This is a genomic window from Pseudooceanicola sp. NS-SX9, assembly GCF_057380705.1.
In genome coordinates this window covers 2380082-2406215 of record NZ_CM170818.1, presented here as the reverse complement: position 1 = coordinate 2406215, position 26134 = coordinate 2380082, and the positions used below count along the sequence as shown (strand labels likewise).

Annotated in this window: 22 protein-coding genes; 7 read left to right on the top strand and 15 right to left on the bottom strand. The window is 66.7% G+C overall.

Going from position 1 to position 26134, the window contains the following annotated elements; genetic code table 11:
* Window positions 1-45 precede the first annotated feature (45 nt).
* Entirely contained in the window at window positions 46-999 is a 954-nt protein-coding gene (locus AC2ITM_RS11450) for a dioxygenase family protein (protein ID WP_486466779.1), read from the top strand.
* A gap of 26 nt (window positions 1000-1025) precedes the next feature.
* On the opposite strand, the gene AC2ITM_RS11445 is transcribed toward AC2ITM_RS11450, so the two are convergent.
* The gene (locus AC2ITM_RS11445; RefSeq protein WP_486466778.1) at window positions 1026-1391 is read right to left on the bottom strand and encodes a hypothetical protein; all 366 of its coding nucleotides are present in this window, start codon (window positions 1389-1391) and stop codon (window positions 1026-1028) included.
* A gap of 162 nt (window positions 1392-1553) precedes the next feature.
* Entirely contained in the window at window positions 1554-2774 is a 1221-nt protein-coding gene (locus tag AC2ITM_RS11440) for a DegT/DnrJ/EryC1/StrS family aminotransferase (protein ID WP_486466777.1), read from the bottom strand.
* Between the two features lie 140 nt (window positions 2775-2914).
* Between AC2ITM_RS11440 and AC2ITM_RS11435 the strand changes: the two genes are divergently transcribed.
* Window positions 2915-3757, top strand: a complete 843-nt coding sequence (locus tag AC2ITM_RS11435) for a 3-oxoadipate:acetyl-CoA acetyltransferase (protein ID WP_486466776.1) — start codon at window positions 2915-2917, stop codon at window positions 3755-3757.
* Window positions 3758-3832: 75 nt separating this feature from the next.
* Here the strand turns inward: AC2ITM_RS11435 and AC2ITM_RS11430 are convergent, their stop codons facing one another.
* From AC2ITM_RS11430 to AC2ITM_RS11420, 3 genes are all read right to left on the bottom strand, one after another.
* Window positions 3833-5137 (bottom strand): NAD(P)/FAD-dependent oxidoreductase, encoded by a 1305-nt coding sequence (locus tag AC2ITM_RS11430; protein ID WP_486466775.1) that lies wholly within the window; start codon window positions 5135-5137, stop codon window positions 3833-3835.
* An 82-nt stretch (window positions 5138-5219) separates the two neighbouring features.
* A complete protein-coding gene (locus AC2ITM_RS11425; RefSeq protein WP_486466774.1) occupies window positions 5220-6584 on the bottom strand; it encodes a glutamine synthetase family protein in 1365 nt (454 codons plus the stop codon).
* Window positions 6581-7276: a type 1 glutamine amidotransferase gene (locus AC2ITM_RS11420; protein WP_486466773.1), complete on the bottom strand. Its 696-nt coding sequence runs from the start codon at window positions 7274-7276 to the stop codon at window positions 6581-6583. Before AC2ITM_RS11420 ends, AC2ITM_RS11425 begins: the two co-directional genes overlap by 4 nt.
* 195 nt (window positions 7277-7471) lie before the next feature.
* Here AC2ITM_RS11420 and AC2ITM_RS11415 point away from each other — a divergent pair, with 195 nt between their 5' ends.
* Complete coding sequence (locus tag AC2ITM_RS11415; protein WP_486466772.1) at window positions 7472-8500, top strand: nucleoside hydrolase; 1029 nt, start codon at window positions 7472-7474, stop codon at window positions 8498-8500.
* 153 nt (window positions 8501-8653) lie between these two features.
* On the opposite strand, the gene AC2ITM_RS11410 is transcribed toward AC2ITM_RS11415, so the two are convergent.
* The 7 genes from AC2ITM_RS11410 to ppk2 all read right to left on the bottom strand — a co-directional run bounded on the left by AC2ITM_RS11410 (window position 8654) and on the right by ppk2 (window position 15350).
* Entirely contained in the window at window positions 8654-9970 is a 1317-nt protein-coding gene (locus AC2ITM_RS11410; protein ID WP_486466771.1) for a glutamine synthetase family protein, read from the bottom strand.
* A 165-nt stretch (window positions 9971-10135) separates the two neighbouring features.
* On the bottom strand, window positions 10136-10972 hold the full coding sequence (locus tag AC2ITM_RS11405; protein ID WP_486466770.1) for an ABC transporter permease: 837 nt from the start codon (window positions 10970-10972) through the stop codon (window positions 10136-10138).
* Window positions 10969-11844 carry an ABC transporter permease gene (locus AC2ITM_RS11400; RefSeq protein ID WP_486466769.1) on the bottom strand — a complete coding sequence of 292 codons (876 nt, stop codon included), beginning with the start codon at window positions 11842-11844 and terminating at the stop codon, window positions 10969-10971. The genes AC2ITM_RS11405 and AC2ITM_RS11400 overlap by 4 nt, the downstream gene beginning before the upstream one ends.
* A gap of 146 nt (window positions 11845-11990) precedes the next feature.
* Window positions 11991-12710: a transporter substrate-binding domain-containing protein gene (locus AC2ITM_RS11395; RefSeq protein ID WP_486466768.1), complete on the bottom strand. Its 720-nt coding sequence runs from the start codon at window positions 12708-12710 to the stop codon at window positions 11991-11993.
* Between the two features lie 167 nt (window positions 12711-12877).
* Entirely contained in the window at window positions 12878-13648 is a 771-nt protein-coding gene (locus AC2ITM_RS11390) for an ABC transporter ATP-binding protein (RefSeq protein ID WP_486466767.1), read from the bottom strand.
* A 94-nt stretch (window positions 13649-13742) separates the two neighbouring features.
* Complete coding sequence (locus AC2ITM_RS11385; protein ID WP_486466766.1) at window positions 13743-14189, bottom strand: tellurite resistance TerB family protein; 447 nt, start codon at window positions 14187-14189, stop codon at window positions 13743-13745.
* 228 nt (window positions 14190-14417) lie between these two features.
* Entirely contained in the window at window positions 14418-15350 is a 933-nt protein-coding gene (ppk2, locus tag AC2ITM_RS11380; RefSeq protein ID WP_486466765.1) for a polyphosphate kinase 2, read from the bottom strand.
* A gap of 267 nt (window positions 15351-15617) precedes the next feature.
* On the opposite strand from ppk2, the gene AC2ITM_RS11375 reads away from it, so the two are divergent.
* Window positions 15618-16919 (top strand): MFS transporter, encoded by a 1302-nt coding sequence (locus tag AC2ITM_RS11375; protein WP_486466764.1) that lies wholly within the window; start codon window positions 15618-15620, stop codon window positions 16917-16919.
* A 114-nt stretch (window positions 16920-17033) separates the two neighbouring features.
* On the opposite strand, the gene AC2ITM_RS11370 is transcribed toward AC2ITM_RS11375, so the two are convergent.
* From AC2ITM_RS11370 to secG, 3 genes are all read right to left on the bottom strand, one after another.
* Window positions 17034-18062 (bottom strand): Atu2307/SP_0267 family LLM class monooxygenase, encoded by a 1029-nt coding sequence (locus AC2ITM_RS11370; protein ID WP_486466763.1) that lies wholly within the window; start codon window positions 18060-18062, stop codon window positions 17034-17036.
* Between the two features lie 412 nt (window positions 18063-18474).
* Complete coding sequence (pyrG, locus tag AC2ITM_RS11365) at window positions 18475-20118, bottom strand: CTP synthase (RefSeq protein ID WP_486466762.1); 1644 nt, start codon at window positions 20116-20118, stop codon at window positions 18475-18477.
* A gap of 263 nt (window positions 20119-20381) precedes the next feature.
* Window positions 20382-20771, bottom strand: coding sequence for a preprotein translocase subunit SecG (gene secG / locus AC2ITM_RS11360; protein WP_486466761.1), 390 nt, complete (start codon window positions 20769-20771; stop codon window positions 20382-20384).
* Between the two features lie 321 nt (window positions 20772-21092).
* Here secG and AC2ITM_RS11355 point away from each other — a divergent pair, with 321 nt between their 5' ends.
* From AC2ITM_RS11355 to AC2ITM_RS11345, 3 genes are all read left to right on the top strand, one after another.
* The gene (locus tag AC2ITM_RS11355) at window positions 21093-22388 is read left to right on the top strand and encodes an adenylosuccinate synthase (RefSeq protein WP_486466760.1); all 1296 of its coding nucleotides are present in this window, start codon (window positions 21093-21095) and stop codon (window positions 22386-22388) included.
* A gap of 131 nt (window positions 22389-22519) precedes the next feature.
* Window positions 22520-22756, top strand: a complete 237-nt coding sequence (locus tag AC2ITM_RS11350) for a DUF2842 domain-containing protein (RefSeq protein ID WP_486466759.1) — start codon at window positions 22520-22522, stop codon at window positions 22754-22756.
* 104 nt (window positions 22757-22860) lie between these two features.
* On the top strand, window positions 22861-25986 hold the full coding sequence (locus AC2ITM_RS11345; protein WP_486466758.1) for a valine--tRNA ligase: 3126 nt from the start codon (window positions 22861-22863) through the stop codon (window positions 25984-25986).
* The last annotated feature ends 148 nt before the right edge of the window (window positions 25987-26134 follow it).

The window sequence follows — 26134 nt, the reverse complement described above, 5'->3', positions numbered from 1 at the left end:
ACTGCAATCAGGACAGCCGGGCCTTTGCCTGGGAAAGGAGTGTTCATGACGCAGCAAGACAGCCACGATCATGGCCTGGCCCGGGATCTGCCCCGGATGATCGGCCGCCGCCGGATGCTGGCGGTGCTGGGCGGGCTGGGGCTGGCCGCCGGGTCCGGCGCCGCGGCACAGGCGGCGCAATGCGTGGCCCTGCCCTGGGAAACCGCCGGACCCTATCCCGCGGATGGCAGCAACAGCACCCGTGCCGGGCAGGTCGTCAATGCGCTGGACCAGCAGGGCATCCTGCGCGGGGATCTGCGCCCCTCCTTCGCGGGAATGACCGGCCGGGCCGAGGGCACGCCTCTGACGCTGGAACTGACGCTGCAGGAGGCGGCAGGCTGCACGCCGCTGGCCGGACATGCCCTTTATCTGTGGCATTGCGACAGCCAGGGGCACTATTCGCTGTATGACGCACCCGGGGCGAACTGGCTGCGCGGTCTTGCGGTGGCCGATGCTGCGGGCCGGATCCGTTTCACCACCATCGTGCCGGGCTGCTATGCCGGGCGCTGGCCGCATATCCATTTCGAGGTCTTCCGCGACGCCGCCCATGCCGTCAGCGGCGCGGCGGCGGTGCTGACCGCGCAGATCGCCCTGCCGCAGCAGGTCGCGGCGCAGGTCTATGCGGGGGATGCGCGCTATGCCGGCAGCACGGCGAACCTGAAGGCGATCTCGATCACGCAGGACAATGTCTTTGGCGACAATACCAGCGCGCAGATCGCTCAGCAGACCCTGACGATGACCCGCAGCGGCCAGGGCTATCTGGGGCGCGTGACGCTGCCTGTCGATCCCGCCGCCAGCCGTCCGGCCGGGCTGGAAGGCCCGCCGCCCGGAGGCCCTGCCGGGGGACCGCCGCCGCAGGGCGGCCCCGGCGGGCCGCCGCAGGGCAAGCCGCCATTCGGTCAGCCGCCGAAGGGTCCGCCGCCCGGCGGCAAACCCCCGACCTGGCCCGACAGCGAATGATCGCAGGGCCCGGGCCCCGCGCCGCGTCAGCCTGAGGACGTATCGTCCTTCCTGTGCTGGGCCGAGATCTGGCCCATCACATATCCCGCGATTCCGCTGAGGATGGCGCCGGTGATGGGGCCCTCCAGCTTGTCGGCCAGGCTCAGGACCACGGTGGCGGCGATGACGCCGATCACCACCACCGTCTTGAAGAAGGCCGGCGCCCCCAGAATGTCCAGGATGCTGTCGTTCGAACTGGCGACGGCCTTCCAGAAGCCGCTCCACATGATCACGATGCCGACGGTCGCCAGGACGCACAGGCCCACGATCAGCAGTGGGCTGTCGCCCAAGGTGCGGGCGACCTCTCCGGCGCCCTCCGCTATGGTGTCCGTCAGTGTCGCCGCATCGGCCATGTCCCGTTCCCCCCCTGGCGTGTCTCCCGTCTGGAAAACTATTTGCGGCACGGGGAAGGGCGGCAAGCCCATGGGTTGTGCGGGGCGCCGTAAAACAGCCCCCCGCGCGGCCTTGCCGAGCAGAGCGGCAAACCACCCCTGCGGCCAGGCCAGCGGCCGGGGTCATTCGGCTGCGGCGACCACCTCAGGGCCCGACATGACATCGCGGGCGGCCGCGACCAGGGCCTGGGCGATCTGGTCGCATTCCGCCAGCGTCAGCCGGGCGGGCAGACGGCAGTCGCAGGCGCGCATCAGCATGGCGCGGGTCGCGGGCAGGGTGGGCAGGTCGGGGATGAACTGCCAGTTCCAGAAGGCGCGGGCATTGTCGGTCGACAGGCCAAAGACCTGCACCTTGACGCCGCGCGCTGCCGCCGCCGCCTGAAAGGCCAGGGTCTGCTCGTCGCTCAGGCCGGCAAGGTTGAACTGCAGGCTGTCGGGGGCGCGCTCTTCCGGGGGCAGCTTGGCGGGGACCTCGATCCAGGGGCTCTGGCTGATCGCCGCGGCGGTGTGATCATGGTTGCGCCGTCCGTCGCGGACCCGGCGGGGCACCTCGGTCAGCTGCGCCCGCGCGATCACCGCCGACAGGTTGTTGAGCCGCAGGTTATAGAGCGGCAGGCGGTTCTGCCAGCGTTCCAGCGCCCGCACCAGATCGTCGGAATTCTCGCCGCGGCGGGCCTTGTGCTTTTTCCACATGTGCTCATAGGCGCCCGACATGATGATGGCCCGGGCCACCAGATCGGCATCGTCGGTCACCAGGATGCCGCCTTCGCCGGAATTGATCAGCTTGTAGCTTTGGAAACTGAAGCAGCCGATGCGACCCAGCGTGCCGATGTTGCGCCCGCCCCAGGTGGTGCCCAGGGAATGCGCCGCGTCCTCGATCACGGGGATGTCGCGGGCCTCGCACAGGGCCAGGATCGCATCCATGTCCGAGGTATGGCCGCGCATGTGGCTGATGATCACCGCGTCGATGCCGGGCAGGCGGGCCTCGAAATCGGCGATGTCGATGCGGTAGTTCGGCCCGACCTCGCACAGCACGGGCGTGCAATCCGCATGCACGATGGCCGAGGGCACGGCCGCGAAGGTGAAGCCCGGGATCAGCACCCGGGCGCCGCGCGGCAGATCGAGCGCCTTCAGCGACAGAAACAGCGCCGCCGAGCAGGACGACACTGCCAGCGCATAGCGCGTCCCCAGCATCGCGGCGAAATCGGTTTCCAGCAGCGTGACCGGCGCATCGCCGGCGGCGGTGTAGCGGAACAGGTCGCCGCTGGACAGGAGGTGCTCGATCTCGGCACGGGCGGCGTCGGGGATCGGCTCGGCGTCATAGACATTGGGCGGCAGAGGCATCTTCTTCGGCTTTCCTGAATCCGTCTTTCAGGAAAGCTAAAGGACGGGGGCAGAGGATCAAATGAATTCTCGATGACAGGCGGGGGATGGCCGGTGCGAAGTCGTTGACACAGCCAACTTTCCCGCGCAACGCTGACCGCATGACCATGGATCCCTGCATCATCTGCGTGGCCATCACAGGCTCGCTGCCCCGCAAGAGCGATAACCCTGCCGTTCCGATTACCGTGACGGAGCAGGTGGAATCGACCCACGAAGCCTTTGAGGCCGGCGCCTCGATCGTGCATGCGCATGTGCGCAACGATGACGAATCGCCGTCTTCGGACCCGGAGAAATTCGCCGCCCTGAAGGAGGGGCTGGAAAAGCACTGTCCGGGCATGATCATCCAGTTCTCGACCGGCGGCCGGTCCGGGGCGGGGCAGACCCGTGGCGGGATGCTGCCGCTTGCGCCCGACATGGCGTCGCTGTCGGTGGGATCGAACAATTTCCCGACCCGCGTCTATGAGAACCCGCCGGATCTGGTGGACTGGCTGGCGGCCGAGATGAAGGCCCATGGCGTGCGCCCCGAGATCGAGGCCTTCGACCTGAGCCACATCCACCAGGCGGCGAAGATGTATGCCGATGGCCGTCTGGTCGAGAGCCCCTATGTGCAGTTCGTCATGGGGGTGAAGAACGCCATGCCGGTGGACCGGGACGTGTTCGACTATTACCGCGCGACGATGAAGCGGTTGCTGCCCGAGAGCCGCTGGTGTGCGGCCGGGATCGGGCGTGACCAGCTGACGATCAACGAATGGGTGGTCGAGACCGGCGGCCATGCGCGCTGCGGGCTGGAGGACAACATCCGGCTGGACCGCGACCATCTGGCGCCCTCGAACGCGGCGCTGGTGGCGCGGGTCGTCGATCTGTGCGGCAAGTACGAGCGGCCGGTGGCCAGCTGGCGCCAGGCGCGCGAAATGCTGGGGCTGCGGATGCCGGCGGAGGTGTAGAAGGGGGCGCTGCCCCCGTCCGGGCCCTGGGGCCCGGACTCCCCCGGAGTATTTGGGGTCAGATGAAAGAACCGTCTAGAAGCCGAGGCGGTCGCGCAGCGAGAACCAGGTCATGGCCAGCGCCAGAAGGGGCGTGCGCAGCGCCGCGCCGCCGGGGAAGGCGGGGGCGGGCATCCGGGACATGGTGTCGAAACCGGCGGCCTGGCCGGTGATCGCCCGGGCCATCAGCTGGCCCGCATGGGTGGCCGTGCCGACGCCGTGGCCGGAATAGCCCGAAGCGGTCAGGATGTTCGGGGCAAGGCGCGCGAGATAGGGCGCGCGTTTCATCGTGATCCCCAGCGTGCCGCCCCAGGCATAGTCGATGCGGACAGTCTTCAGATGCGGGTAGATCTGGGTCATCGGCCCGCGCACCTTGGCGGCGATGTCGGTGGGGAAGCGGTCGCCGTAGCTTTCTCCGCCCCCGAAGAGGAGGCGGCGGTCGGGCGTCAGGCGGTAGTAGTTCACCACGAACTTGCTGTCGGCCACGGCGATGTCGCGGGTCAGCACGCGGGCGGCGTCTTCGCCCAGGGGTTCGGTGACGGCGATGTAGTTGTTGATCGGCAGGACGCGGCGCGCAGGTTCGCGGTGCAGCGGCGTCAGATAGCCGTTGCCGGCGAGCAGGACGTGACCGGCATGGACCTCTCCGGCGGCGGTTTTCAGGTGGGCGGGGCGGCCGGGGGTGAGGGAGAGGACCTCGGTGCCCTCATGGATCTGCACGCCCGCGGCCAGGGCCGCACGCGCCAGGCCAAGCGCCAACTTCAGCGGGTGCAGATGCGCCGCGTCATGGTCGAGGATGCCGCCGCGATAGGCGGGCGAGGGGCAGATCTGGCGGGCCTCGTCCGCCGAGAGGCAGTCGATATGGCTATAGCCGTAGCGGTCGCGCAGGTGGCGGGCATAGTCGTGCAGGTGCCGGGTGTCGCCGTCGCTGCAGCCGGTCCAGGCGACGCCGGGCCTGAGCTCGCAGTCGATGGCGTGGCGGGTGCAGAGGTCCTTGACCAGCTGCTTGGCGTCTTCCGCCAGATCCCAGAGCTTGCGGGCGTCGTCGGGGCCCAGCCAGCTTTCAAGGTCGTCCTGGTAGGGCCGCTGGCCCGAACCCAGCTGGCCGCCGTTGCGTCCCGAGGCGCCGAAGCCCAGGCGCTGTGCCTCCAGCAGGATCACCGAAAGGCCGGCCTCGGCGCAGTGCAGCGCGGCGGAGAGGCCGGTGAAGCCGCCGCCGACGATTGCCACATCGGCGCGTGCGGTGCCCTGCAGGGGCGCGAAGGGGGCCAGGGGCTGGGCGGTGGCGGCGTACCAGCTTTGCGGGTATTCGCCCTTCCGGTCATTGGCATAGAGAAGGTTCATGTCGGTCTCGGCAGGGTGCAGGACGGGGGCCGCCCCCCTGGGGCAAGGGGGCGGCTGGGGGATCGGTCGGGGCCTTTGGCCGTCAGACGTTGATCAGCAGGTGCTCGCGCTCCCAGGGGGAGATCACGTTGAGGAATTCCTCGTATTCGGTGCGCTTCACGATCGAGTAGACGCGCAGGAATTCCGGGCCCAGCACATCGGCGATGGCGGTGGCCTCGTCCATCACGTCAAGCGCCTCGCCCAGGGTGCGGGGGAAGTCGCCCTCGCCCTCGTAGGCGTCGCCCTTGAACTGCTTCGAGGCGCGTTCCTCGTTCATCAGGCCCAGATAGCCCGCCGCCAGCGAGGCCGCGATGCCGAGGTAGGGGTTGCAGTCCATGCCGGCCACGCGGTTCTCGATCCGGCGCGCCTCGGTCGAGGAAATCGGGATGCGGATGCCGGTGGTGCGGTTGTCGCGGCTCCATTCCAGGTTGATCGGCGCGGCATGGTCCTTCACGTAACGCCGGTAGGAGTTCACGTAGGGCGCCAGCAGCGGGATCATCTCGGGGAGGTGCTTTTGCATGCCGCCGATGAAGCAGAAGAAGGCATCGGTTTCGCCGCCCGCGGGGCCGGTGAAGATGTTCTTGCCGGTCTCGATGTCGAGGATCGAGTGGTGGATATGCATGGCGCTGCCCGGCTCATCGGTGATGGGCTTGGCCATGAAGGTCGCAAAGCAGTCGTGGCGCAGCGCGGCCTCGCGGATCATCCGCTTGAAGTAGAACACCTCGTCCGCCAGCTTGACCGGGTCGCCGTGGCGCAGGTTGATTTCCAGCTGGCCGGCGCCGCCTTCCTGGGTGATGCCGTCGATTTCAAAGCCCTGGGCCTCGGCGAAATCGTAGATATCGTCGATCACGGGGCCGAATTCGTCGACGGCGGTCATCGAATAGGCCTGGCGGGCTGCGGCCGGGCGGCCCGAGCGGCCCATCATCGGCTGGATCGGTTTCGCCGGGTCGATGTTGCGGGCGACCAGGTAGAATTCCATCTCCGGGGCGACGACGGGCTTCCAGCCCTGCGCCTCGTACAGCTTGCAGACGCGCTTCAGCACGTTGCGGGGGCTGTAGGGGATCGGCACGCCCTTGCGGTCGAAGGCGTCATGGATCACCTGCAGCGTCCAGTCGCCGGTCCAGGGGGCGGCGGTGGCGGTGGTAAAGTCGGGCAGCAGGATCATGTCGGGCTCGGTATAGCCCTCTTCGCCCGCCGCATCCGACCAGTCGCCGGTGATGGTCTGGAAGAAGATCGAGTTCGGCAGGTGAAAGTTCTTCTGCTTGGCGAATTTCGTCGCCGGCACGGCCTTGCCGCGGGCAATGCCCGGCAGGTCGGAGATGATGCATTCCACCTCGTCGAGGCGGCGGTTCTCCAGATAGGTCTGGGCCGCTTCGGGCAGTTGGCTTGTCCAGTCGTCGTCGCTCATTTGGATGTGCCTTCAAAAGCTTCGCCCTTGAACAGGGCGGTCATGCGCCGGGCCTCGGCCTGGGCGGTCGTGGGGGTCTGGAGTTTGGCAGTGGCCTGGGCGATCAGCGGATCCGGCACCACCCCTTCGGCGCGCGAACGCAGCAGCGAGGCGATGGCCTCGGAGGTGAATTCCGGATGCGCCTGCACGGTATAGATCGTGTCGCCATAGGCCAGAGCGGCATTGGCGCAGAACGGCGACGAGGCCACCACCCGGGCGCCGGGCGGAAGTTCCGTCACCTGGTCCTGGTGCCAGGCGTTCAGGATCGCCAGGCCCTCGGGGGTCTCGTAGACATTCGAGCCGATGGACCAGCCGCCGGGGAATTTCTCGACCTTGCCGCCCAGGGCCTGGGCGATGATCTGGTGGCCGAAGCAGACGCCGACCAGCGGCCGCCCGGCGTCGCGGATCGCGCGGATGAAGTCTTCCAGCGGCGGGATCCAGGGGTGGCCCTCGTAGGCGCCATGGCGCGAGCCCGTGATCAGCCAGCCATCGCAGACCTCGGGGCTGTCGGGAAAGACGCCGTCGACCACGGGCCAGGTCTGGAAGGTAAAGTCGTTGCCGTCGAGCAGCTGTGCGAAGAGGGTCGGGTAGTCGCCCAGGGTTTCGCGCATGTCATCCGGCGCGTAGCCGGTCTGAAGGATGCCGATTTTCATGAAACACCGATTGTTGCAGGGCAAAGGGTAGAATAGCGGGCCGGGCACGGCAAGCCTGCGGGCCGGGGGCGGGTGCAATCCCGCCTTGCCCGCATCGCAGCCAGGCTGGCCCTTTTCGAAAACCTATCTGATGTTAGGTATTGGTGTGGCGCCCAGCGGATGATCCGTCGCGGCCGCCCCGAGGAGGATTTCGCCATGGTAACACGACGCGGCACGCTGGCCGGGCTGGGGGCCCTTGCCGGGCTGGGAGGCATGGGGATGCCAACGCTGGCGCGGGCCCTGGCCAACCCGTTGATCACGCCGCGGGCACGGGTGATCATCGACAATGATTTCGCGGGCGATCCCGACGATCTGTTCCAGACCGCACATCACCTGCTGTCGCCCTCGGTCGAGGTGGCGCTGATCGTGGGCTCTCACCTGGGGAAGGGCGACGGTTTCGACCCCTCCGATGCCCAGGCCGCCCATGCGGTCACGCGGGTGGGCAAGCTGCTGGAGGTCATGGGCTATGCGGCCCGGGGCCCGAAGGTGGTGCAGGGCACCGAGGTCGCGATCACCGAAGGCGCGCCCCTGCCAGCCAGCCCGGCGACCCAGGCGATCCTGCAAGAGGCGCTGCGTGACGACGACCGGCCGCTCTACTACTGCGCGGGCGGCGGCCTGACCGAGATCGCCCTGGCCTGGAAGGCCCACCCCGCGATTGCCGAACGCCTGACGCTGATCTGGATCGGCGGCCCGGAATATCCCGATCTGGCCGCCCCGCCGCCCGGCGCGGATGCGGTGGAATACAACCTCGCCATCGACATCCCCGCGGCGCGCATCGTCTTCAACGACAGCGACCTGCCCCTGTGGCAGGTGCCGCGCGATGCCTACCGCCAGATGCTGGTCAGCCAGGCCCAGCTGCAGGCCCGCGTCCGCCCCGCAGGCCCGCTGGGCGCCTTCCTGGCCGACAGCATCGACGATCTGATGCAGAGGCTGCCCCGCTACGGGATCAACATCGGCGAGACCTACATCCTGGGCGACAGTCCGCTGGTCACGCTGACCGCGCTGCAGGCCTCGTTCCAGCCCGACCCGAGCTCCAGCCGATACCTGTGGCGCCCGGCTCGGCGGATCACCGCGGCGGGCGGCTATGACGCGGCCTCCGGGGGCCGGCAGATCAGGGTCTATACGCGGATCGATCACAATCTGACCTTCGAGGATTTCTTCTTGAAACTGCAGATGCAGGCCTAGGCCGGCGCTTTCATCTTTCCCCAAATATGCCGGGGGAGAGGCTCCGGCAGGAGCCTCGGGGGCAGCGCCCCCTGACCGGCGGCGGAGGGGGGCGCTGCCCCCCGGTGCTGCGCACCTCCCCCCGGAGTATTTCGGGTCAGATGAAAGAACCTTTCAGACGGTTTCCAGATAGACCAGCCAGTGCTCCTCGGGGGGGAGCTCGGCCAGGCGGCGGAGTTCCTGGCGCTTGGTCATGGTGAAGTGGCGGATGATCTCGGGCGGGAAGATGCGGGCCATCATCGGGTCGGTTTCGAAGCGTTCTATGGCCGATTGCCAGTCGGGCATCAGGCCCGGCAGGTCCTGCCCGTAGGCATTGCCGGTGATCGGGGGCGGCGGTTCCAGCCCGTCCTCGATGCCGGCCAGCGCCGAGCCGAGGATCGCGGCCAGCGCCAGGTAGGGGTTGATGTCGCCGCAGGCCACGCGGTGTTCGATCCGGCGCGCCTTCGCGGGGCCCGAGGGGATGCGGATCGAGGCGGTGCGGTTTTCATAGGCCCAGCAGTTGCCGGTGGGGGCATGGGCGCCGGGGGTGAAGCGGGCATAGCTGTTGCCATGGGGGGCCCAGATCAGCGTGCCGCCCGCCAGGCCCGCAAGGCAGCCTGCGACGGCGTTCTTCAGCAGGGGTGTGCCTTCGGGGCCGCCATTGTCGAAGATGTTGTTGCCCGCCTCGTCCAGCACCGAGAAATGCACATGCATCCCGTTGCCCGCGTCATTGGCGAAGGGTTTCGCCATGAAGGTCGCGGCCATGTCATGGCGCCGGGCCATGCCGCGCACCAGCGCCTTGAAGAGCCAGGCATCATCGGCGGCGGCCATGGCGTCACGATGGGCGAGGTTGATCTCGAACTGGCCGAGGCCTGCCTCGGAGGAGGCGCTGTCGGCGGGGATGTCCATCGCCTCGCAGGCGTCATAGAGCGCGGTCAGGAAGCTGTCGAAGGCATCGAGCTGGCGGATCGACAGGATCGCATTGCCGAAGACCGGCCGCCCCGAGATCGGGTTCTGCGGGGCCGCCAGCTGATGGCCGGTGTCGTCGACCAGGTAGAATTCCATTTCCACCGCCGCCTGGACGCGCCAGCCGCGGGCCGCGTAGCGATCCAGCACCCGGGCCAGCGCGTGGCGCGGATCGCCTGCGAAGGGGGTGCCGTCGTCGTGGAACATCCACATCGGCACCAGCGCCGAGGGGCTGTCGAGCCAGGGCATCGGCACGGGGCCGTGTTCGGTGGGTTTCAGGATGCCGTCTTCGTCGCCTGAATCGAAGACAAGGGGGCTGTCTTCGATATCGGCGCCCCAGATGTCGACATTGAGGACCGAGAGCGGCATCCGCGTGCCCTCGGCATGCAGCTTGTCATAGGTCGCCAGGGGGATCCGCTTGCCGCGCATCTGGCCGTTGAGATCGCTGGCGGCCACGCGGAAGGTGCGAAACTGGTCGAAGGTCATGGGGTCCTCTGTTGCGCCCAGCGTCTCTGGGTTCTTAAATATGATCAAATTACATAAGCATCATGCGCCAGGAAAACAGCATCGGAAACCCCCTTTGTGACAGGGGGGTGCCGAAGATCTGGTGATTTGATTAAATTATGGCCGGGCGCGGGAACCGGCACCGGATCACCGGACCAGCTGCGGGCGCACGCGCAGGCGCGGCCGGGTGTTGCTGGGCAGGTGGCGGTTCAGGCGCCGATAGATCAGCCCGTAGACCAGCACCACGGCCATGGTCAGGGCGATGAAATAGCAGGCCAGGATCGGGTAGGGGATGAAGGGGTTGAAGGTCTTCTGCGCGAAATAGCTGGCATAATAGAGTGCATCGCCCTGCTGCTGGCGCGCCGGGAAGGACGAGAAGAAGACCAGCGTCGTGGCATGGAACAGGAAGATCGCCTCGTTCGTATAGGCGGGCCAGGCCAGGCGCAGCATGGTGGGAAAGATGATGCGGCGGAACTTTTTCCAACCCGAGAAGCCATAGGCATCGGCGGCCTCCAGGTCGCCCTTCGGGATCGAGCGCAGGGCACCGTGGAAGATCTCGGCGGCATAGGCGGTGGTGTTCAGCCACAGCGTGATCAGCGCCCCCGCCCAGGCCCGCGACAGCCACGAGCCGGAGATGTCGATGCCCATCAGGGTGATGTCGTCGCGCGGGATCATGGTGAAAAGCTGGTAGAACAGGAAGAACTGGATGAAGAGGGGCGAGCCGCGGAAGACGAAGACGAAGGTGTCGGCGGGCTTGCGCAGCAGGGGGTGGGAACTGTTGCGTGCCAGCGCCACGGCGATCGCGCTGAAAAAGCCGAAGGCCAGCGCCAGGAGGCCGAAATAGAGGTTCCACACCATCCCCGAGCCGATCAGCACGACCTGGTCGCAGAGGGTGAAATCATTGCGCGGCAGCAGGCGCTCTCCCAGGCCGATGGAGCGCAGGCCGTAGTGGTGGATGACATCGAGGCAGGGAACGAGGCTCATGCGCGGGCTTCCTTCATGCCGGCGGCGGTGGCCTGGCCGCGCGAGAGGCGGCGGGCGAGCCGCGCGAAGATGATTTCCGACAGCCGCGTCAGGCCCAGGTAGAAGACCAGCAGCACCAGGAAGTACCACAGCCGCCAGTCGGGATGGGCATAGGTATAGGCGGCGGTCTTCGAGCCGCCCAGTTCGCGTGCCCAGTAGACCACGTCCTCGACCCCCAGCAGGAAGAGAAGCGGCGTGGCCTTGATCAGGATCATCCACAGGTTCGACAGGCCGGGCAGGGCATAGACCCACATCTGCGGCAGCAGGATCCGGCGGGTGATCTGGCCGCGGCTCATGCCGTAGGCCTCGGCGGTTTCCAGCTGGGCGCGGGGCACGGCGCGCATGGCGCCCGACAGGACATTGGCGCCGAAGGCGCCGAAGACGAAGGTATAGGCCGCGATGGCGAGCGCGATGCCGTAGAGTTCATGCACGTATTGCGGCGCCGAGTTCAGCGGCATCTTGGCGGCGGCGCAGACGACGAAATCGTTGCCCTGGTGCACCGGCTGGGTCCAGTCGGGGCATTTCACCTTCAGCCGCAGGTATTCGATCCCCTGGTCGAGGGCGATCGGCACGAAGAGGAAGAAGGCAATGTCGGGCACGCCGCGGACGATGTTGGCATAGGCCCAGCCGATCCAGCGCAGCGGCGCGAAATGGGCGCGCCCCGCCAGCGCCCCCAGCAGGCCTGCAGCCAGCGCGATGGGAGCGGTGATCAGCATCAGCACGATGACCACCAGGAAGCTCTGGTAGAACATGATCTGCTTGGCGGTCGTCAGGTAGCAGGCGAACCAGTGCAGGCGGTCGAGGGTGGCGGGATCGGCGCAGTAGGAAAACATGGGGCTCCGTCGGCGGCGGGATCTTGGGCCCGGACCGGGGCGGGGGCGCTGCCCCCGTCAGCCTGCGGCTGACTCCCCCGGAGTATTTATGGCCAGATGACGGGGAACCCCGGCGCGCGGGCGGCGGACCGGGGTGCCCCTTGGGATCAGTACTGCTTGACGTCCTTGCCGAAGTACTTGACCAGCAGCGCGTTCAGCGAACCGTCCTGTTTCATCGCGGTGATGGCGGCGTTGAACTTGTCCTTGAGCGCGGTGTCGGACTTGCGCAGGCCCATGCCGATGCCGCCGCCGAGGGCCACGGGATCGCCCACGACCTGGAGCGCGCCGTCGGTGGTGTAGGGCAGCAGGAAGTCCTTGTCGGCGAAGACCGCATCGGCCTCGCCGTTCTTGACGGCGGCGATGGTTTCATCGCCGGTCGCGAATTCCAGCAGCGTGGCGCCGGTCTGGGCCACGTAGCCCGCCTGGATCGTGCCGGTCTGTGCGGCGATCACGCCGCCCTTCAGGTCCACGTCACCTTCGGGGGCGATGTAGATCGATTCCGTCGGGGGATAGTAATCCTGGGTGAAGTCGATGACCTGCTTGCGCTCGTCGGTGATCGACATGCCGGCCATGATCGTGTCGTAATTGCCCGAGACCAGGTTCGGGATGATCGAATCCCAGTCATTGGTCACCCAGGTGCAGCTCAGCGCGGCGCGCTTGCACAGCTCGTCGCCGACATCGCGTTCAAAGCCCGCGACCTGGCCGTTGTCGTCGATGAAATTGTACGGAGGGTACGCGCCCTCGGTCCCCATGCGCACCACGTCCTGTGCCAGTACGGGGGCGGCCATCAGCGCCAGAAGCGCGGTGGTAAGGATGGTCGTCTTCATGTGTGTCTCCCAGACTTGCGGGGCATTCCGGCCCCGGAACCGTTCTGTGCGGTTCTGGGGTCAAGGGTTCCCACTCACGCCCGGGTTGACAAGCGGTTTTCTTGACGCTCCGGCCCATTTCCGGCTTTCACGTGACGTCACGCCGCGGTGAGCGGCACCGGCCGTGCTCAGACCGGGGATGTGGCCGACAGGAAGCCGCGCAGGCGTTCGCTTTGCGGATTGCCGAAGAGGGTTTCGGGGGCGCCCTGTTCCTCGATCCGGCCCTGGTGCAGGAAGACGACGTGGTCCGAGACATCATGGGCCATGCGCATGTCATGGGTGACGATGATCATGGTGCGCCCTTCGGCCGCCAGCGCCTTGATGACCTTGACGACTTCCTGCTCCAGCTCGGGATCGAGCGCCGAGGTCGGTTCGTCAAAGAGCAGTGCCTCGGGCTCCATGGCAAGGGCCCGGGCGATGGCGGCGCGCTGCTGCTGGCCGCCCGACAGCTGCGCGGGCCAGGCGTCGGCCTTGTCGCCGATGCCGACCTTTTCCAGGTATTCGCGGGCCTTCGGTTCGATCTCCTCGCGGGATTTGCCGAGGACCGTCATCGGCGCCTCCATCACGTTCTGCAGGATCGACATGTGGGACCACAGGTTGAACTGCTGGAAGACCATCGACAGGTTGGTGCGGATGCGCAGCACCTGGCGGGCATCGCCCGGGCGGCGGTGGCGGCCATGGCCCTTCCAGTGCACCGCCTCGCCCTTGAACAGGATCTCGCCGGCCTGGCTGTCCTCCAGCAGGTTGGCACAGCGCAGCAGCGTCGACTTGCCCGACCCCGACGACCCGATCAGCGAGATCACATCGCCCCGGTGCGCCGTCAGCGACACGCCCTTCAGCACCTCAAGCTCGTCATAGGCCTTGTGGAGGTCGCGGATCTCGATGACGGGCTGGTTCACGGGGCAAGGTCCTTTTGCGGGGGATGGCCGATTAGGCCGAGAAAGCGGGCGAAAATCAACCTCTGCCTGCGGGGTGTCGTGGCGTTGCCCGGGCTCAGGCGCCGCCCGGGCGGTCGGCCTTCTGCCGCGCGCGCGCGCTGTCCTGGTCGGTGATCCCCAGCAGCGAGCTTACCAACCGCAGCAGCGCATCCTCTTCCGGGTCGCGGTCGCCATCTGCCAGCACAACCCGCCAGAGCGCCTCAAGGACCGAAAGGCGGTCCTCGTAGGGCACGGCGTCCTTGATCGCGCGGGTAAAGCGCACGGTGTCGGGCGCCTGGGCCTCCAGCTCTTCGGCATCGCTCAACAGCCGCTGGGCCTCGAAGGGCGACAGAGCATAACGGCTGGCCAGGATCCGGGCGATGACGTCGCGCTCGCGCAGGTCGTACTCGCCGTCCGAGCGCGCCACGCGCACCAGCAGCGCGCTCAGCGCAAGACGGCCCCCCCCTTCGTCCAGAGGCGAGGGAGCGGGTGTGATGAGGCGGGTCAGGAAATCACCGAACATGGCCTCACTATAAGACGCCCTCGGTCCGCCGCCAATGAGCAAGACCGTGAAACGTCCGGGGCCTTTCTTCATTTTCTTGTTCCGAAATACCTCGGGGGAGTCTCCGCAGGAGACGGGGGCAGAGCCCCCTGCGCGGGCTGCAGCCAGGGCAGACGTCGGAAGGGGGGCGCTGCCCCCCGGCGCTGCGCGCCTCCCCCCGGAGTATTTCCGGCCAGATGAGGGAACCGGTCAGTAGCGGGAGGGTACGTAGAGTTCCGGGGGCAGGACAGCGCGTTCGTAGTCGGAATTGTAGACGCGCTCGGGCAGGGTGATGTCCTCGTGCGGCACGTCTGTGTAGGGCATCAGTGACAACAGGTGGTCGATGCAGTTCAGCCGCGCGCGTTTCTTGTCGTTGCCGGTGACGATGTACCAGGGGGCTTCGGGGATGTTGGTACGGGCCAGCATCTCTTCCTTGGCCTTGGTGTAGGCCTCCCAGTTGACCCGGCTCTGCAGGTCCATGGGGGACAGTTTCCATTGTTTCAGCGGGTCATGGATCCGCATCAGGAAGCGCATCTGCTGTTCTTCGTCGGTGATCGAGAACCAGTATTTCACCAGTCGGATGCCCGAGCGTACCAGCATCCGTTCGAAATCCGGCACATCGTCGAAGAACTGCGCCACCTGGGGCTCGCTGGCAAAGCCCATGACGCGCTCGACGCCGGCGCGGTTGTACCAGGAGCGGTCGAAAAGGACGATCTCGCCGCCGGCGGGCAGGTGGGGGACATAGCGCTGGAAGTACCATTGCGACTTTTCCCGCTCGCTGGGCGCGGGCAGGGCGACGGTGCGCACCACGCGCGGGTTCAGACGCTGGGAGAGGCGCTTGATTACCCCGCCCTTGCCGGCGCTGTCGCGGCCCTCGAAGATGACTACGACCTTTTCGTTGTGGTGTACCACCCAGTCCTGCAGGCGGATCAGCTCGGCCTGCAGGTGAAGCAGCGCGCGGAAGTAGTCGGCGCGCGGCAGGGTCGGTCCATGGGCCTTGTCGTAGATCTCGCGCAGGCGCATCGACAGGATCGCGTCCTCCAGCTCGATCTCGTAATCCTCGTCGAGCGTGTCGCGCAGTTCCGCCTCGAGCCAGTCCTGCGCCGCGTCGAGGCGGCTGGGGGGGAGGGTGTCTTCGGGCATCGGGATCCTCGGGCAGAAGGCCTGGCCTGCGGCACCAGGCACGGGCGTTTTTCCGCTTGTCGCATGCGCTTGTAACGGATCCATGTCATGCGCGGCGCCAATTATCCGGGCACGTAAGGTATGCAATTTGTGCAACGCCGCTATGACCGCGCGTAAAATTTCCAGAAATGGCTTTCGGGCGCAGGATTGTTGCGTTACGCCGCCAAAATCTTGGCCCGACGTGAGGTGAGCGCGTCCGCGGCCTGCCATAAGAACCGGACGGATGACATGACTGACGCAACTTCCACTGCGCCGGCTTCGGCGGGTGCTGTCCCGCTCAACAAGCCCTCGCGCGTGCTGCTGGCGAGCCTCATCGGCACGACCATCGAATTCTTCGACTTCTACGTCTACGCCACCGCCGCGGTGCTGATCTTCCCGCACCTCTTCTTCTCGGGCGAGGATGCCACCACCGCACTGCTGGCCAGCTTCGCGACCTTCTCGGTCGCCTTCTTTGCGCGTCCCTTCGGCGCGCTGGTCTTTGGCCATTTCGGCGACCGTGTCGGCCGCAAGACGACGCTGGTGGCGGCGCTTGTGACGATGGGCGCCTCGACGGTGATCATCGGCCTGCTGCCGACCTACGATTCCATCGGCATCATCGCGCCCGCGCTGCTGGCGCTGTGCCGCTTCGGGCAGGGCTTTGGCCTGGGCGGTGAATGGGGTGGTGCGGTGCTGATCGCCACCGAGAACGCCCCCGAGGGCAAGAAATCCTGGTACGGCATGTTCCCGCAGCTGGGCGCGCCTGTTGGCCTGTTCCTGAGCTCGGGCCTGTTCGCCGTCATGCTGGGCTTCATGAGCCGTGACGACATGCTGGCCTGGGGCTGGCGCGTGCCCTTCCTGGCCTCGACGATCCTGATCGTGATCGGTCTGTGGGTGCGCCTGTCGCTGGCGGAAACCCCCGCCTTCCAGAAGGCCATCGACAAGGAAGAACGCGTCAAGGTGCCCTTCGTCGAGGTGTTCCGTGCCCACAAGATGTCGCTGTTCCTGGGCACCTTCGTGGCGCTGGCGACCTTTGTGCTGTTCTACATCGGCACGGCCTATCTGCTGTCCTACAACGTCGGCACGCTGAAGATGACCCTGCCGCAGGCCCTGCACATCCAGCTTTGGGGTGCCGTGGTCTTCGGGGTCTTCATCCCGATCGCCGGCAAGCTGGCGGACCGGATGACCCGCTACACGGTGCTGGCGGGCGTGACCTTCCTGATCGGCGTCTTCTCCTTCGCCCTGGGGCCGCTTCTGGATCCGGCCATGGGTGCCACCGGCGTCTATATCTTCGTGACCATCGGCATGGCGCTGATGGGGGTGACCTACGGCATCATCGGTGCTGCGCTGGCCGCGCCCTTCCCGACCGAGGTGCGCTACACCGGATCCTCGCTGGCCTTCAACTTTGCCGGCATTGTCGGTGCCTCCTTCGCGCCCTTCATCGCGAAATGGCTGCAGGCCAACTACGGCATGGCCTATGTGGGCTACTACATGCTGGCGGCGGCGGTGATCACCTTCGTCTGCATCCTGGCGATGGGCCGCAACAAGATCTGAGGGACCTCACCCCCTCAACGGAAAACGCGAAAGGCGCCGGGGTCTCCCGGCGCCTTTCGCTGTCCTGTGGCCAAGGGGGTCCGGGGGGCAGATCCCCCCCGTGCCCCCCGCCGCTCAGCCAGCCTTGCGCAGCTCGGGGGCGACCTTGGTGCCCAGCACCTCGATGGCCTTCAGCATCTCCTTCTGTTCGATCACCCCGATCGCCATCTGGATCACCACCCGGTCAAAGCCCAGATCCTCCTTCAGGCCCAGGATCTTGTCCACCAGCTGCGCCGGGCTGCCGACGAACATCGCGCCCTCAGGCCCCATGCCGGCATCGAACTGCGCCCGGCTCTGCGGTGGCCAGCCACGTTCACGTCCCAGCTGATCCATCACCTGCTTCTGCGCCGGGAAGAAGATGTCGGCCGCGGCCCTGCCATCCTCGGCCACGAAGCCGTGCACGTTCAGCGACACCCGCGCCTTTTCGGGATGGCCCGCCTGGGCCGCGGCCTTGCGGTACAGATCCGCCAGCGGCGCGAACCGCCGCGGCTGTCCGCCGATGATCGCCAGCGCCAGAGGTGCGCCATAGGCCCCCGCCCGCACCATCGACTGCGGCGTGCCCCCGGCGGCGATCCAGATCGGCAGTTCACCCTTCACGGGGCGCGGATAGACCCCCAGCCCCTCGACCTTCTGGGTGAACTCGGTCCCCGGCCAGCTCAGCCTTTCGCCGTCGTTGATGGCCATCAGCATGGCCAGCTTTTCCTCGAACAGCGCGTCGTAATCCTTCAGCTCGTAGCCGAACAGCGGAAAGCTCTCGATGAAGCTGCCGCGGCCCACCATCAGCTCGGCCCGTCCCCCCGACAGGTTGTCCAGCGTCGAGAACTGCTGGTACACCCGCACCGGATCATCCGAGCTCAGCACCGACACCGCCGAACTCAGCCGGATCCGCTTCGTCGTGCGCGCCGCCCCCGCCAGCGCCACGGCCGTGGCCGAAACGGCATAGTTCGGCCGGTGATGCTCGCCCAGCCCGAAGACATCGAGGCCCACCTGATCGGCCAGCTCGATCTCCTCCATCAGGTAGGTCAGGCGCTTGTTCCCATCGACGACCTCGCCGGTCACGGGGTTGGTCCCGATGTCGCCGAAGGTGTAAAGTCCCACTTCCATGGCATGCTCCTTGTGCTGGCGCCGATCCTACCGGTGCCACCGCACGGCGGCCATGAAAAGACCCGCACAATGGCTGTGCGGGTTCTTTATCATCTGGCCGGAAATACTCCGGGGGAGGCGCTCCGCAGGAGCGGCGGGGGCAGAGCCCCCTGCCACGCGCGCCCAAGGGGGACCCGCGCAGGCCCAGGACCGGCCGTTCAGGGATGTGCCCCTGGTCAGAAGACGAAGCCGACGATGGCGGCAACGATGACGACAAGACCGACGAGGTAAATGATCGAATTCATGGTGGCTCTCCTGAGGTTGCGCCGGGTTCAGGGCGCTTCGGTGACAAAACGAAACAGGGCGCGGGATGGTTCCCGCGCCCTGTCTCTTACTCGTGTCCTTACCCCCGGGACCCCGCCCGGATCGCGCCTCAGACCAGGCGGGAAATCTCTTTCGCGGCGCGCACGAAATCCTTGAACAGCGGATGCGGCTCGAAGGGTTTCGACTTCAGTTCCGGGTGGAACTGCACGCCGATGAACCACGGATGGTCCTCGACCTCGACGATCTCCGGCAGCTTGCCGTCCGGCGACATCCCCGAGAACGTCAGGCCGCAGCCCTCCAGCTGGTCGCGGTACTTGATGTCGACCTCATAGCGGTGACGGTGGCGTTCCTCGATCGACGTGGCACCATAGACCTCGGCCACCTTCGACCCCTCGGCCAGCGTCGCGGTATAGGCGCCAAGGCGCATCGTGCCGCCCTTGTCGTCGCCGACCTTGCGCTTGATCGCGTGGTTGCCCTGCACCCATTCCTTCAGGTGGTAGACCACCGGCTCGAACCGCTTCTGGCCGGCCTCGTGGTCGAATTCCTCGGAGCCTGCGGTTTCGATATGCGCCAGGTTCCGCGCCGCCTCGATCACCGCCATCTGCATGCCCAGGCAGATGCCCAGATAGGGGATCTTGTGCTCGCGGGCGAATTGCGCCGCCTTGATCTTGCCTTCCGTGCCGCGCTCGCCAAAGCCGCCGGGGACCAGGATCGCGTGATAGCCTTCCAGATGCGGCGCGGCGTCCTCGTGGTCGAAGACCTCGGCATCGACCCATTGCACGTTGACCCGGATCCGGTTCGCCATGCCGCCGTGGATCAGCGCTTCCTTGATCGACTTGTAGGCGTCTTCCAGCTGCGTGTACTTGCCGACGATGGCGATGTTGACCTCGCCGTCGGTGTTCCAGATGCGGTCCTGCACGTCCTGCCAGCGCGACAGGTCGGGTTTCGGCGCCGGGCTGATCTGGAAGGCATCCAGAACCGCCTGGTCCAGCCCCTCGCGGTGATAGGCCAGCGGCGCCTCGTAGATCGAGTTCAGGTCATAGGCCGGCACCACGGCATCGGGGCGCACGTTGCAGAACAGCGCGATCTTCTCGCGTTCCTTCTGCGGGATCGGCTGTTCGGACCGGCAGACCAGGATGTCGGGCGCGATGCCGATCGACTGCAGTTCCTTGACCGAGTGCTGGGTGGGTTTCGTCTTCAGCTCTCCGCTCGCCGCCAGATAGGGCAGCAGGGTCAGGTGCATGAAGATGCACTGGCCGCGCGGCAGGTCGTGGCTGAACTGGCGGATCGCCTCGAAGAAGGGCAGGCCCTCGATGTCGCCGACCGTGCCGCCGATCTCGCACAGCATGAAATCAACCTCGTCCTCACCGATGTGAAGGAAGTCCTTGATTTCGTTGGTGACGTGGGGAACCACCTGGATGGTCTTGCCCAGGTAGTCGCCGCGACGTTCCTTTTCCAGCACGTTGGAATAGATCCGGCCCGACGAGACCGAGTCCGTCATCCGTGCCGCAACGCCGGTGAAGCGTTCGTAGTGACCCAGGTCCAGGTCGGTTTCGGCGCCGTCGTCGGTCACGAAGACCTCGCCGTGCTCGAAGGGCGACATGGTGCCCGGATCGACGTTCAGATAGGGGTCAAGCTTGCGCAGGCGAACGGAGTAACCCCGCGCCTGGAGCAACGCGCCCAGGGCGGCAGAGGCCAAACCCTTGCCGAGGGACGACACGACGCCGCCCGTGATAAAGATGTATCTTGCCATGGATCAAAGGCTCCCGTGAGTGGTCGGCGCCATTGCGCAGTTCTAAGCCCAAACGGCCCTTTCGGGCCGCAGCATCACGGGATTTAACCGGTAACAGATTCGGGGCCGTTCGGCAACAGGGCCCGCAAGATGCTGCCCTTGGGACAGGAACTGCCCGCAAGGTGTTGTGGATCAGGGGTGACGAAAAGCAACGGGCGCGCGACCGTTTCGGAAGCCACGCGCCCGGGAGTGTCTGCGGTCCGGCCCAAGGGCCGGCCCCGGCCTCAGTTGGCCGAGGGAGTAAGGTCGTTGGTGTCCGAGGACCCCGAGGGCGGCGGCAGCAGCGAACCGCCACCGGGCAGGGTGCCCGTGGTGTCGGCGGCGCCGTCGCTGTTGACGGGGGCCGATGCCGCAGGGGCATTGCCGATCCGGTCCAGCACCGAAGCGCCCGAAGATTTCTTGGCGGCGATCAGCGTCAGCGCCAGCGAGGTGACGATGAAGGCCGCAGCCAGCACCCAGGTCACCTTCGACAGCGCCGAAGCGGCTGCGCGTCCGGTCATTGCGCCGCCACCCGAGCCCATGCCGAGGCCACCGCCTTCGGAGCGCTGCAGCAGCACCACGCCGATCAGCGACAGCGCGAGGATCAGGTGGATGATCAGGACGATGTTTTGCATCGGGAGGTCGGCCTCTCTCGGATTGCGGGCAGAGGCGCACCGCAGGGCGCGCGCAGATTTGCGGCTGTCTAAGCCAGAGCGGCCCGCGCTGCAAGCCCGAATGGCCGGAAGGGCCGGGGCAGGGCGGGGTGGCCCCGGGTGCGGCGGGCCTCCGGCGGGCATATTTGTGGAAAGATGAAGGGGATGGGGGCGGTTTGCGGGCCGCAGGGCTTCGTTGAGGAAGGCCCGCAGATTGCGGTTTCGCCGGGCGGCGGGCTTCGCTATACCGGCCCGGGTCCCGGGGGACCGGAGTCGTTCAAGCCAAGTCAGAAAGGACCGGACATGGCCAATGTCGTCGTTGTCGGAGCCCAGTGGGGTGACGAAGGGAAAGGCAAGATCGTTGACTGGCTGTCCGAACGGGCCGATGTCATCGCACGTTTCCAGGGCGGGCATAATGCCGGTCACACCCTTGTCATCGACGGCAAGGTCTACAAGCTGAATGCGCTGCCCTCGGGCGTGGTGCGCGGCGGCAAGCTGTCGGTCATCGGCAATGGCGTGGTGCTGGATCCCTGGCATCTGGTCGGCGAGATCGCCAAGATCCGCGAACAGGGCGTCGAGATCAGCCCCGAGACGCTGATGATCGCCGAAAACACGCCGCTGATCCTGCCGCTGCACGGCGAGCTGGACCGCGCGCGCGAGGATGCGGCCAGCAAGGGCACCAAGATCGGCACCACCGGTCGCGGCATCGGCCCCTGCTACGAGGACAAGGTCGGCCGTCGGGCGATCCGCGTGGCGGACTTGGCGGATGACGCGACGCTGGAAGCCCGCGTCGACCGTGCACTGCTGCACCACAATGCCCTGCGCAAGGGCCTGGGCATGGAGCCCGTCGACCGCGATGCGCTGCTGGCGAAGCTGCGCGACATCGCGCCCGAGATCCTGCAATATGCCGCCCCCGTGTGGAAAGTGCTGATCGACAAGCGCAAGGCCGGCAAGCGGATCCTGTTCGAGGGCGCGCAGGGCTCGCTGCTGGATATCGATTTCGGCACCTATCCCTTCGTTACCTCGTCGAACGTGATCGCGGGCCAGGCGGCAACGGGCGTGGGCATCGGGCCGGGGTCGATCGACTTCGTGCTGGGCATCGTCAAGGCCTACACGACCCGCGTGGGCGAAGGCCCGTTCCCGACCGAGCTGCTGGATGACGATGGCGAGCGTCTGGGGTCGCGCGGTCACGAGTTCGGCGTGGTGACGGGGCGCAAGCGGCGTTGCGGCTGGTTCGATGCGGCGCTGGTGCGTCAGACCTGTGCGGTTTCGGGCGTCAACGGCATCGCGCTGACCAAGCTGGATGTGCTGGACGGCTTCGAGACGCTGAAGATCTGCGTCGGCTACGAGCTGGATGGCAAGCGTCTGGACTTTCTGCCGATCGCCTCGGACGAGCAGGCGCGCTGCACGCCCATCTACGAAGAGATGGACGGCTGGAGCGAGTCGACCGAAGGTGCGCGCAGCTGGGCGGATCTGCCGGCGGCGGCCATCAAGTACGTGCGCCGCGTCGAGGAACTGATCGAGTGCCCGGTGGCACTGCTGTCCACGAGCCCCGAGCGCGACGATACCATCCTGGTCACCGATCCCTTCGCCGACTGAGGCGCGGGCGGGGACCCGGGCAGGGGGGCTCTGCCCCCCGTCAGCCGGGGGCTGACTCCCCCCGAGATATTTGAGACAAGAAAATGGGGTGAAGGGTGCTTCGCCCCATTTTCATTTCCGGGGAGGGGATCATGGCATTGAGTTACAGGGCGCGGCGGCGCTGGTCGCTGGTGGTGCTGGTGGTGGGGCTGCCGGTCTACATCGTCGCCTGCGTCACGGTGATGAACCTGCTGCAGCGGCCGCCGAAGCTGGTGGAACTGGGTGTCTATGTCGGTCTGGGGGTGCTTTGGGCGCTGCCGCTGCGCTTTGTCTTCCTGGGGGTGGGCAAGGCCGATCCCGATGCCGGGGGGACGGGGCCGGAAACCTAGCGGCGGCGGGGCCCCCGGGGCCTTTCCCTTCCTGCGACGGTGCGCTATCCCCTCGGGCTAAGCGATGACCGGCGCCCCCGGGGCGCAATCCGAGGATGATGACCATGGCCATGGAAAAGACCTTCAACGCCGCCGATGCCGAGGCCCGGATCTACGAGGCCTGGGAGAGCTCCGGCGCCTTCAGGGCCGGTGCCAATGCGAAGGAAGGCGCCGAGAGCTTCTGTGTGATGATCCCGCCGCCGAACGTGACCGGCGCGCTGCACGTGGGCCATGCGTTCAACAACACGCTGCAGGACATCCTGGTGCGCTGGCACCGGATGCAGGGCCATGACACCCTGTGGCAGCCGGGCCAGGACCATGCGGGCATCGCCACCCAGCTGCAGGTCGAGAAGATGCTGGCGGCGCAGGGCAACCTGGGCCGCCGCGAGCTGGGCCGCGAGAAGTTCCTGGAGAAGGTCTGGGAATGGAAGGGCCAGTACGGCGGCACCATCGTGTCGCAGCTGAAGCGCCTTGGGTCGTCCTGCGACTGGTCGCGCAATGCCTTTACCATGGCGGGCGCGCCGGGCGATCCGCGCACCGGGCACGAGAATTCGCCGAACTTCCACGATGCCGTCATCAAGGTCTTCGTGGAGATGTACCAGAAGGGCCTGATCTACCGCGGCAAGCGGCTGGTCAACTGGGACCCGCATTTCGAGACCGCGATTTCCGACCTTGAGGTCGAGAACACCGAGGTCGCCGGTTTCATGTGGCATTTCAAGTACAAGCTGGCGGGCGGCGAGACCTATACCTATGTCGAGAAGGACGAGGACGGGACCGTCACCTTCAGCGAGGAGCGCGACTATATCTCGATCGCGACGACCCGCCCCGAGACCATGCTGGGCGATGGCGCCGTGGCGGTCAGCCCCGAGGACGAACGCTATGCGCCCATCGTCGGCAAGATGGTGCATCTGCCGCTCTGTGACCGTCTGATCCCGATCGTGTCGGATGAATATCCCGATCCGACCTTTGGCTCGGGCGCGGTGAAGATCACCGGCGCGCATGATTTCAACGACTACCAGGTCGCCAAGCGTTGCGGCCTGCCGATGTACCGCCTGATGGACACCCGCGGCCACATGCGTGCCGATGGTCTGCCCTATGAGGCCTGCGTCGCCCGCGCGCGAGAGATCGCGGCCGGCGCCCAGGCCACCGAGATGGAAATCGACAGCCTGAACCTGGTGCCCGAGAAATACCGCGGCATGGATGGTGCCACCGCCCGCAAGGCCGTGGTCGAGGACATCACGGCCGCCGGTCTGGCGGTGATGACCAAGGCCTCGGATCCCCGTCTGGGCGGCAAGCGCCCGGAAGGCGAAGAGGGCGAGGTGATCGTGCCGCTGGTCGAGGCCAAGCCGATCATGCAGCCCTTCGGCGACCGCTCGAAGGTGGTGATCGAGCCGATGCTGACCGACCAGTGGTTCGTCGACAGCCAGCAGATCGTGGGCCCGGCGCTGGATGCGGTGCGCGAAGGCCGCACCAAGATCATGCCCGAGAGCGGCGAGAAGATCTATTACCACTGGCTTGAGAACATCGAGCCCTGGTGCATCTCGCGCCAGCTGTGGTGGGGCCACCAGATCCCCGTCTGGTACGGTGTCGACATGGGCACGCTGAAACAGGGCGGCGAAGGCGAGCTGGACCTGGTGGACATGCTGACCCTCTTTGTCGATGACCACATGGTCCACATGGGCGATGTCGAGGCCTGCGGTGCCTCGTTCGAGGGTGTGATCGACACCTTCCGCGATGCCAATGCCGATCTGCCCTCGCCGCTGTCGCATGCCCGCATCGTGGAAGTGGCGGACAAGAAGGCGGCCCAGCACATGCTGGCGGAAAGCCTGGCGCAGTTCACTGCGACGCAGGATCCGACCGTGCTGGTCTATCCGGTCTGGCGTGATGCCGATGTGCTGGACACCTGGTTCTCGTCCGGTCTGTGGCCGATCGGCACGCTGGGCTGGCCGCAGGAAACCCCCGAGCTGGCCCGGTATTTCCCCACCGACGTGCTGATCACCGGCGAGGACATCCTGTTCTTCTGGGTCGCCCGGATGATGATGATGCAGCTGGCCGTGGTCGAGCAAGAGCCCTTCCACACCGTCTACCTGCACCAGCTGGTCCGCGACGAGAAGGGCAAGAAGATGTCCAAGACCACCGGCAACGTCATCGACCCGCTGGTCATCGTCGAGGAATACGGCGCCGATGCGCTGCGCATGACCAATGCCTCGATGGCGGCGATCGGCGGCGTGCTGAAGCTGTCGGAAGAACGCATCAAGGGCTATCGCAACTTCGGCACCAAGCTGTGGAACGCCACCCGCTTTGCCGAGATGAACGGCGTCTTCGACAGCGGTGCGCCCGTGACCGAGGTGCCCGTGGCCACCGCGACGGTGAACAAGTGGATCATCGGTGAAACCGCCCGCATCCGCGAAACCGTCGATGCAGCCCTGACCGAGTTCAAGTTCAACGAGGCCGCCCTTGGCCTTTATGCCTTCGTCTGGGGCAAGGTCTGCGACTGGTACGTGGAACTGGCGAAACCGCTGCTGGCGGAAGGTGCGCCGGAACGCGCGGAAACCCAGGCGGTGATGGGCTGGGTGATCGACCAGTGCCTGATCCTGCTGCACCCGATCATGCCCTTCATCACCGAAGAGCTGTGGGCGACCACCGCGGCGCGTCCCAAGATGCTGGTCCATGCCGACTGGCCGACCTATGGCGCCGAGCTGATCGACCCCGCCGCCGACCGCGAGATGAACTGGGTGATTTCCCTGATCGAGGACATCCGCTCGGCCCGTGCGCAGATGCATGTGCCCGCCGGCGCCTATGTGCCGCTGGTCGTCACCGGCTTCGGCCCCGAGGCCCAGGCCGCCTGGTCCGCGAACGAGGCGCTGATCCAGCGTCTGGCGCGCATCGAGGCGCTGACCCCGGTCGACCACTTCCCCAAGGGCACGATCACGGTGCCGGCCGAGGGCGCGACCTTTGGCCTGCCGCTGGCCGACATCATCGACGTGGCCGAGGAAAAGGCGCGTCTTGAAAAGTCGCTGCAAAAGCTGGCGAAGGAAATCGGTGGTCTGGCCGGGCGTCTGAAGAACCCCAAGTTCGCCGAAAGTGCCCCCGCCGAGGTGGTCGAGGAAACCCAGGCCAACCTGGCCGCCCGCCAGGACGAGGAATCCAAGCTGAAGGCGGCGCTGGCGCGCATGGCCGAACTGGGCTGAGCCCTCGGCGCCTGACATCTGCAGACGGCCCGCCCCCCGTGGCGGGCCGTTTCCGTTTCCGGTTGCGCCACTTGATCTGGCACAACCTTGCGGAATCCCCCGGCTTTCTCTGGACAGGTGGCCCACAGAGGCTACTCTCGGAAAAAGA

Coding starts and splice junctions, on each gene's coding strand:
- AC2ITM_RS11450 (WP_486466779.1), top strand. CDS start 46: ATGACGCAGCAAGACAGCCACGATCATGGCCTGGCCCGGGATCTGCCC.
- AC2ITM_RS11445 (WP_486466778.1), bottom strand. CDS start 1,391: ATGGCCGATGCGGCGACACTGACGGACACCATAGCGGAGGGCGCCGGA.
- AC2ITM_RS11440 (WP_486466777.1), bottom strand. CDS start 2,774: ATGCCTCTGCCGCCCAATGTCTATGACGCCGAGCCGATCCCCGACGCC.
- AC2ITM_RS11435 (WP_486466776.1), top strand. CDS start 2,915: ATGACCATGGATCCCTGCATCATCTGCGTGGCCATCACAGGCTCGCTG.
- AC2ITM_RS11430 (WP_486466775.1), bottom strand. CDS start 5,137: ATGAACCTTCTCTATGCCAATGACCGGAAGGGCGAATACCCGCAAAGC.
- AC2ITM_RS11425 (WP_486466774.1), bottom strand. CDS start 6,584: ATGAGCGACGACGACTGGACAAGCCAACTGCCCGAAGCGGCCCAGACC.
- AC2ITM_RS11420 (WP_486466773.1), bottom strand. CDS start 7,276: ATGAAAATCGGCATCCTTCAGACCGGCTACGCGCCGGATGACATGCGC.
- AC2ITM_RS11415 (WP_486466772.1), top strand. CDS start 7,472: ATGGTAACACGACGCGGCACGCTGGCCGGGCTGGGGGCCCTTGCCGGG.
- AC2ITM_RS11410 (WP_486466771.1), bottom strand. CDS start 9,970: ATGACCTTCGACCAGTTTCGCACCTTCCGCGTGGCCGCCAGCGATCTC.
- AC2ITM_RS11405 (WP_486466770.1), bottom strand. CDS start 10,972: ATGAGCCTCGTTCCCTGCCTCGATGTCATCCACCACTACGGCCTGCGC.
- AC2ITM_RS11400 (WP_486466769.1), bottom strand. CDS start 11,844: ATGTTTTCCTACTGCGCCGATCCCGCCACCCTCGACCGCCTGCACTGG.
- AC2ITM_RS11395 (WP_486466768.1), bottom strand. CDS start 12,710: ATGAAGACGACCATCCTTACCACCGCGCTTCTGGCGCTGATGGCCGCC.
- AC2ITM_RS11385 (WP_486466766.1), bottom strand. CDS start 14,189: ATGTTCGGTGATTTCCTGACCCGCCTCATCACACCCGCTCCCTCGCCT.
- ppk2 (WP_486466765.1), bottom strand. CDS start 15,350: ATGCCCGAAGACACCCTCCCCCCCAGCCGCCTCGACGCGGCGCAGGAC.
- AC2ITM_RS11375 (WP_486466764.1), top strand. CDS start 15,618: ATGACTGACGCAACTTCCACTGCGCCGGCTTCGGCGGGTGCTGTCCCG.
- AC2ITM_RS11370 (WP_486466763.1), bottom strand. CDS start 18,062: ATGGAAGTGGGACTTTACACCTTCGGCGACATCGGGACCAACCCCGTG.
- pyrG (WP_486466762.1), bottom strand. CDS start 20,118: ATGGCAAGATACATCTTTATCACGGGCGGCGTCGTGTCGTCCCTCGGC.
- secG (WP_486466761.1), bottom strand. CDS start 20,771: ATGCAAAACATCGTCCTGATCATCCACCTGATCCTCGCGCTGTCGCTG.
- AC2ITM_RS11355 (WP_486466760.1), top strand. CDS start 21,093: ATGGCCAATGTCGTCGTTGTCGGAGCCCAGTGGGGTGACGAAGGGAAA.
- AC2ITM_RS11350 (WP_486466759.1), top strand. CDS start 22,520: ATGGCATTGAGTTACAGGGCGCGGCGGCGCTGGTCGCTGGTGGTGCTG.
- AC2ITM_RS11345 (WP_486466758.1), top strand. CDS start 22,861: ATGGCCATGGAAAAGACCTTCAACGCCGCCGATGCCGAGGCCCGGATC.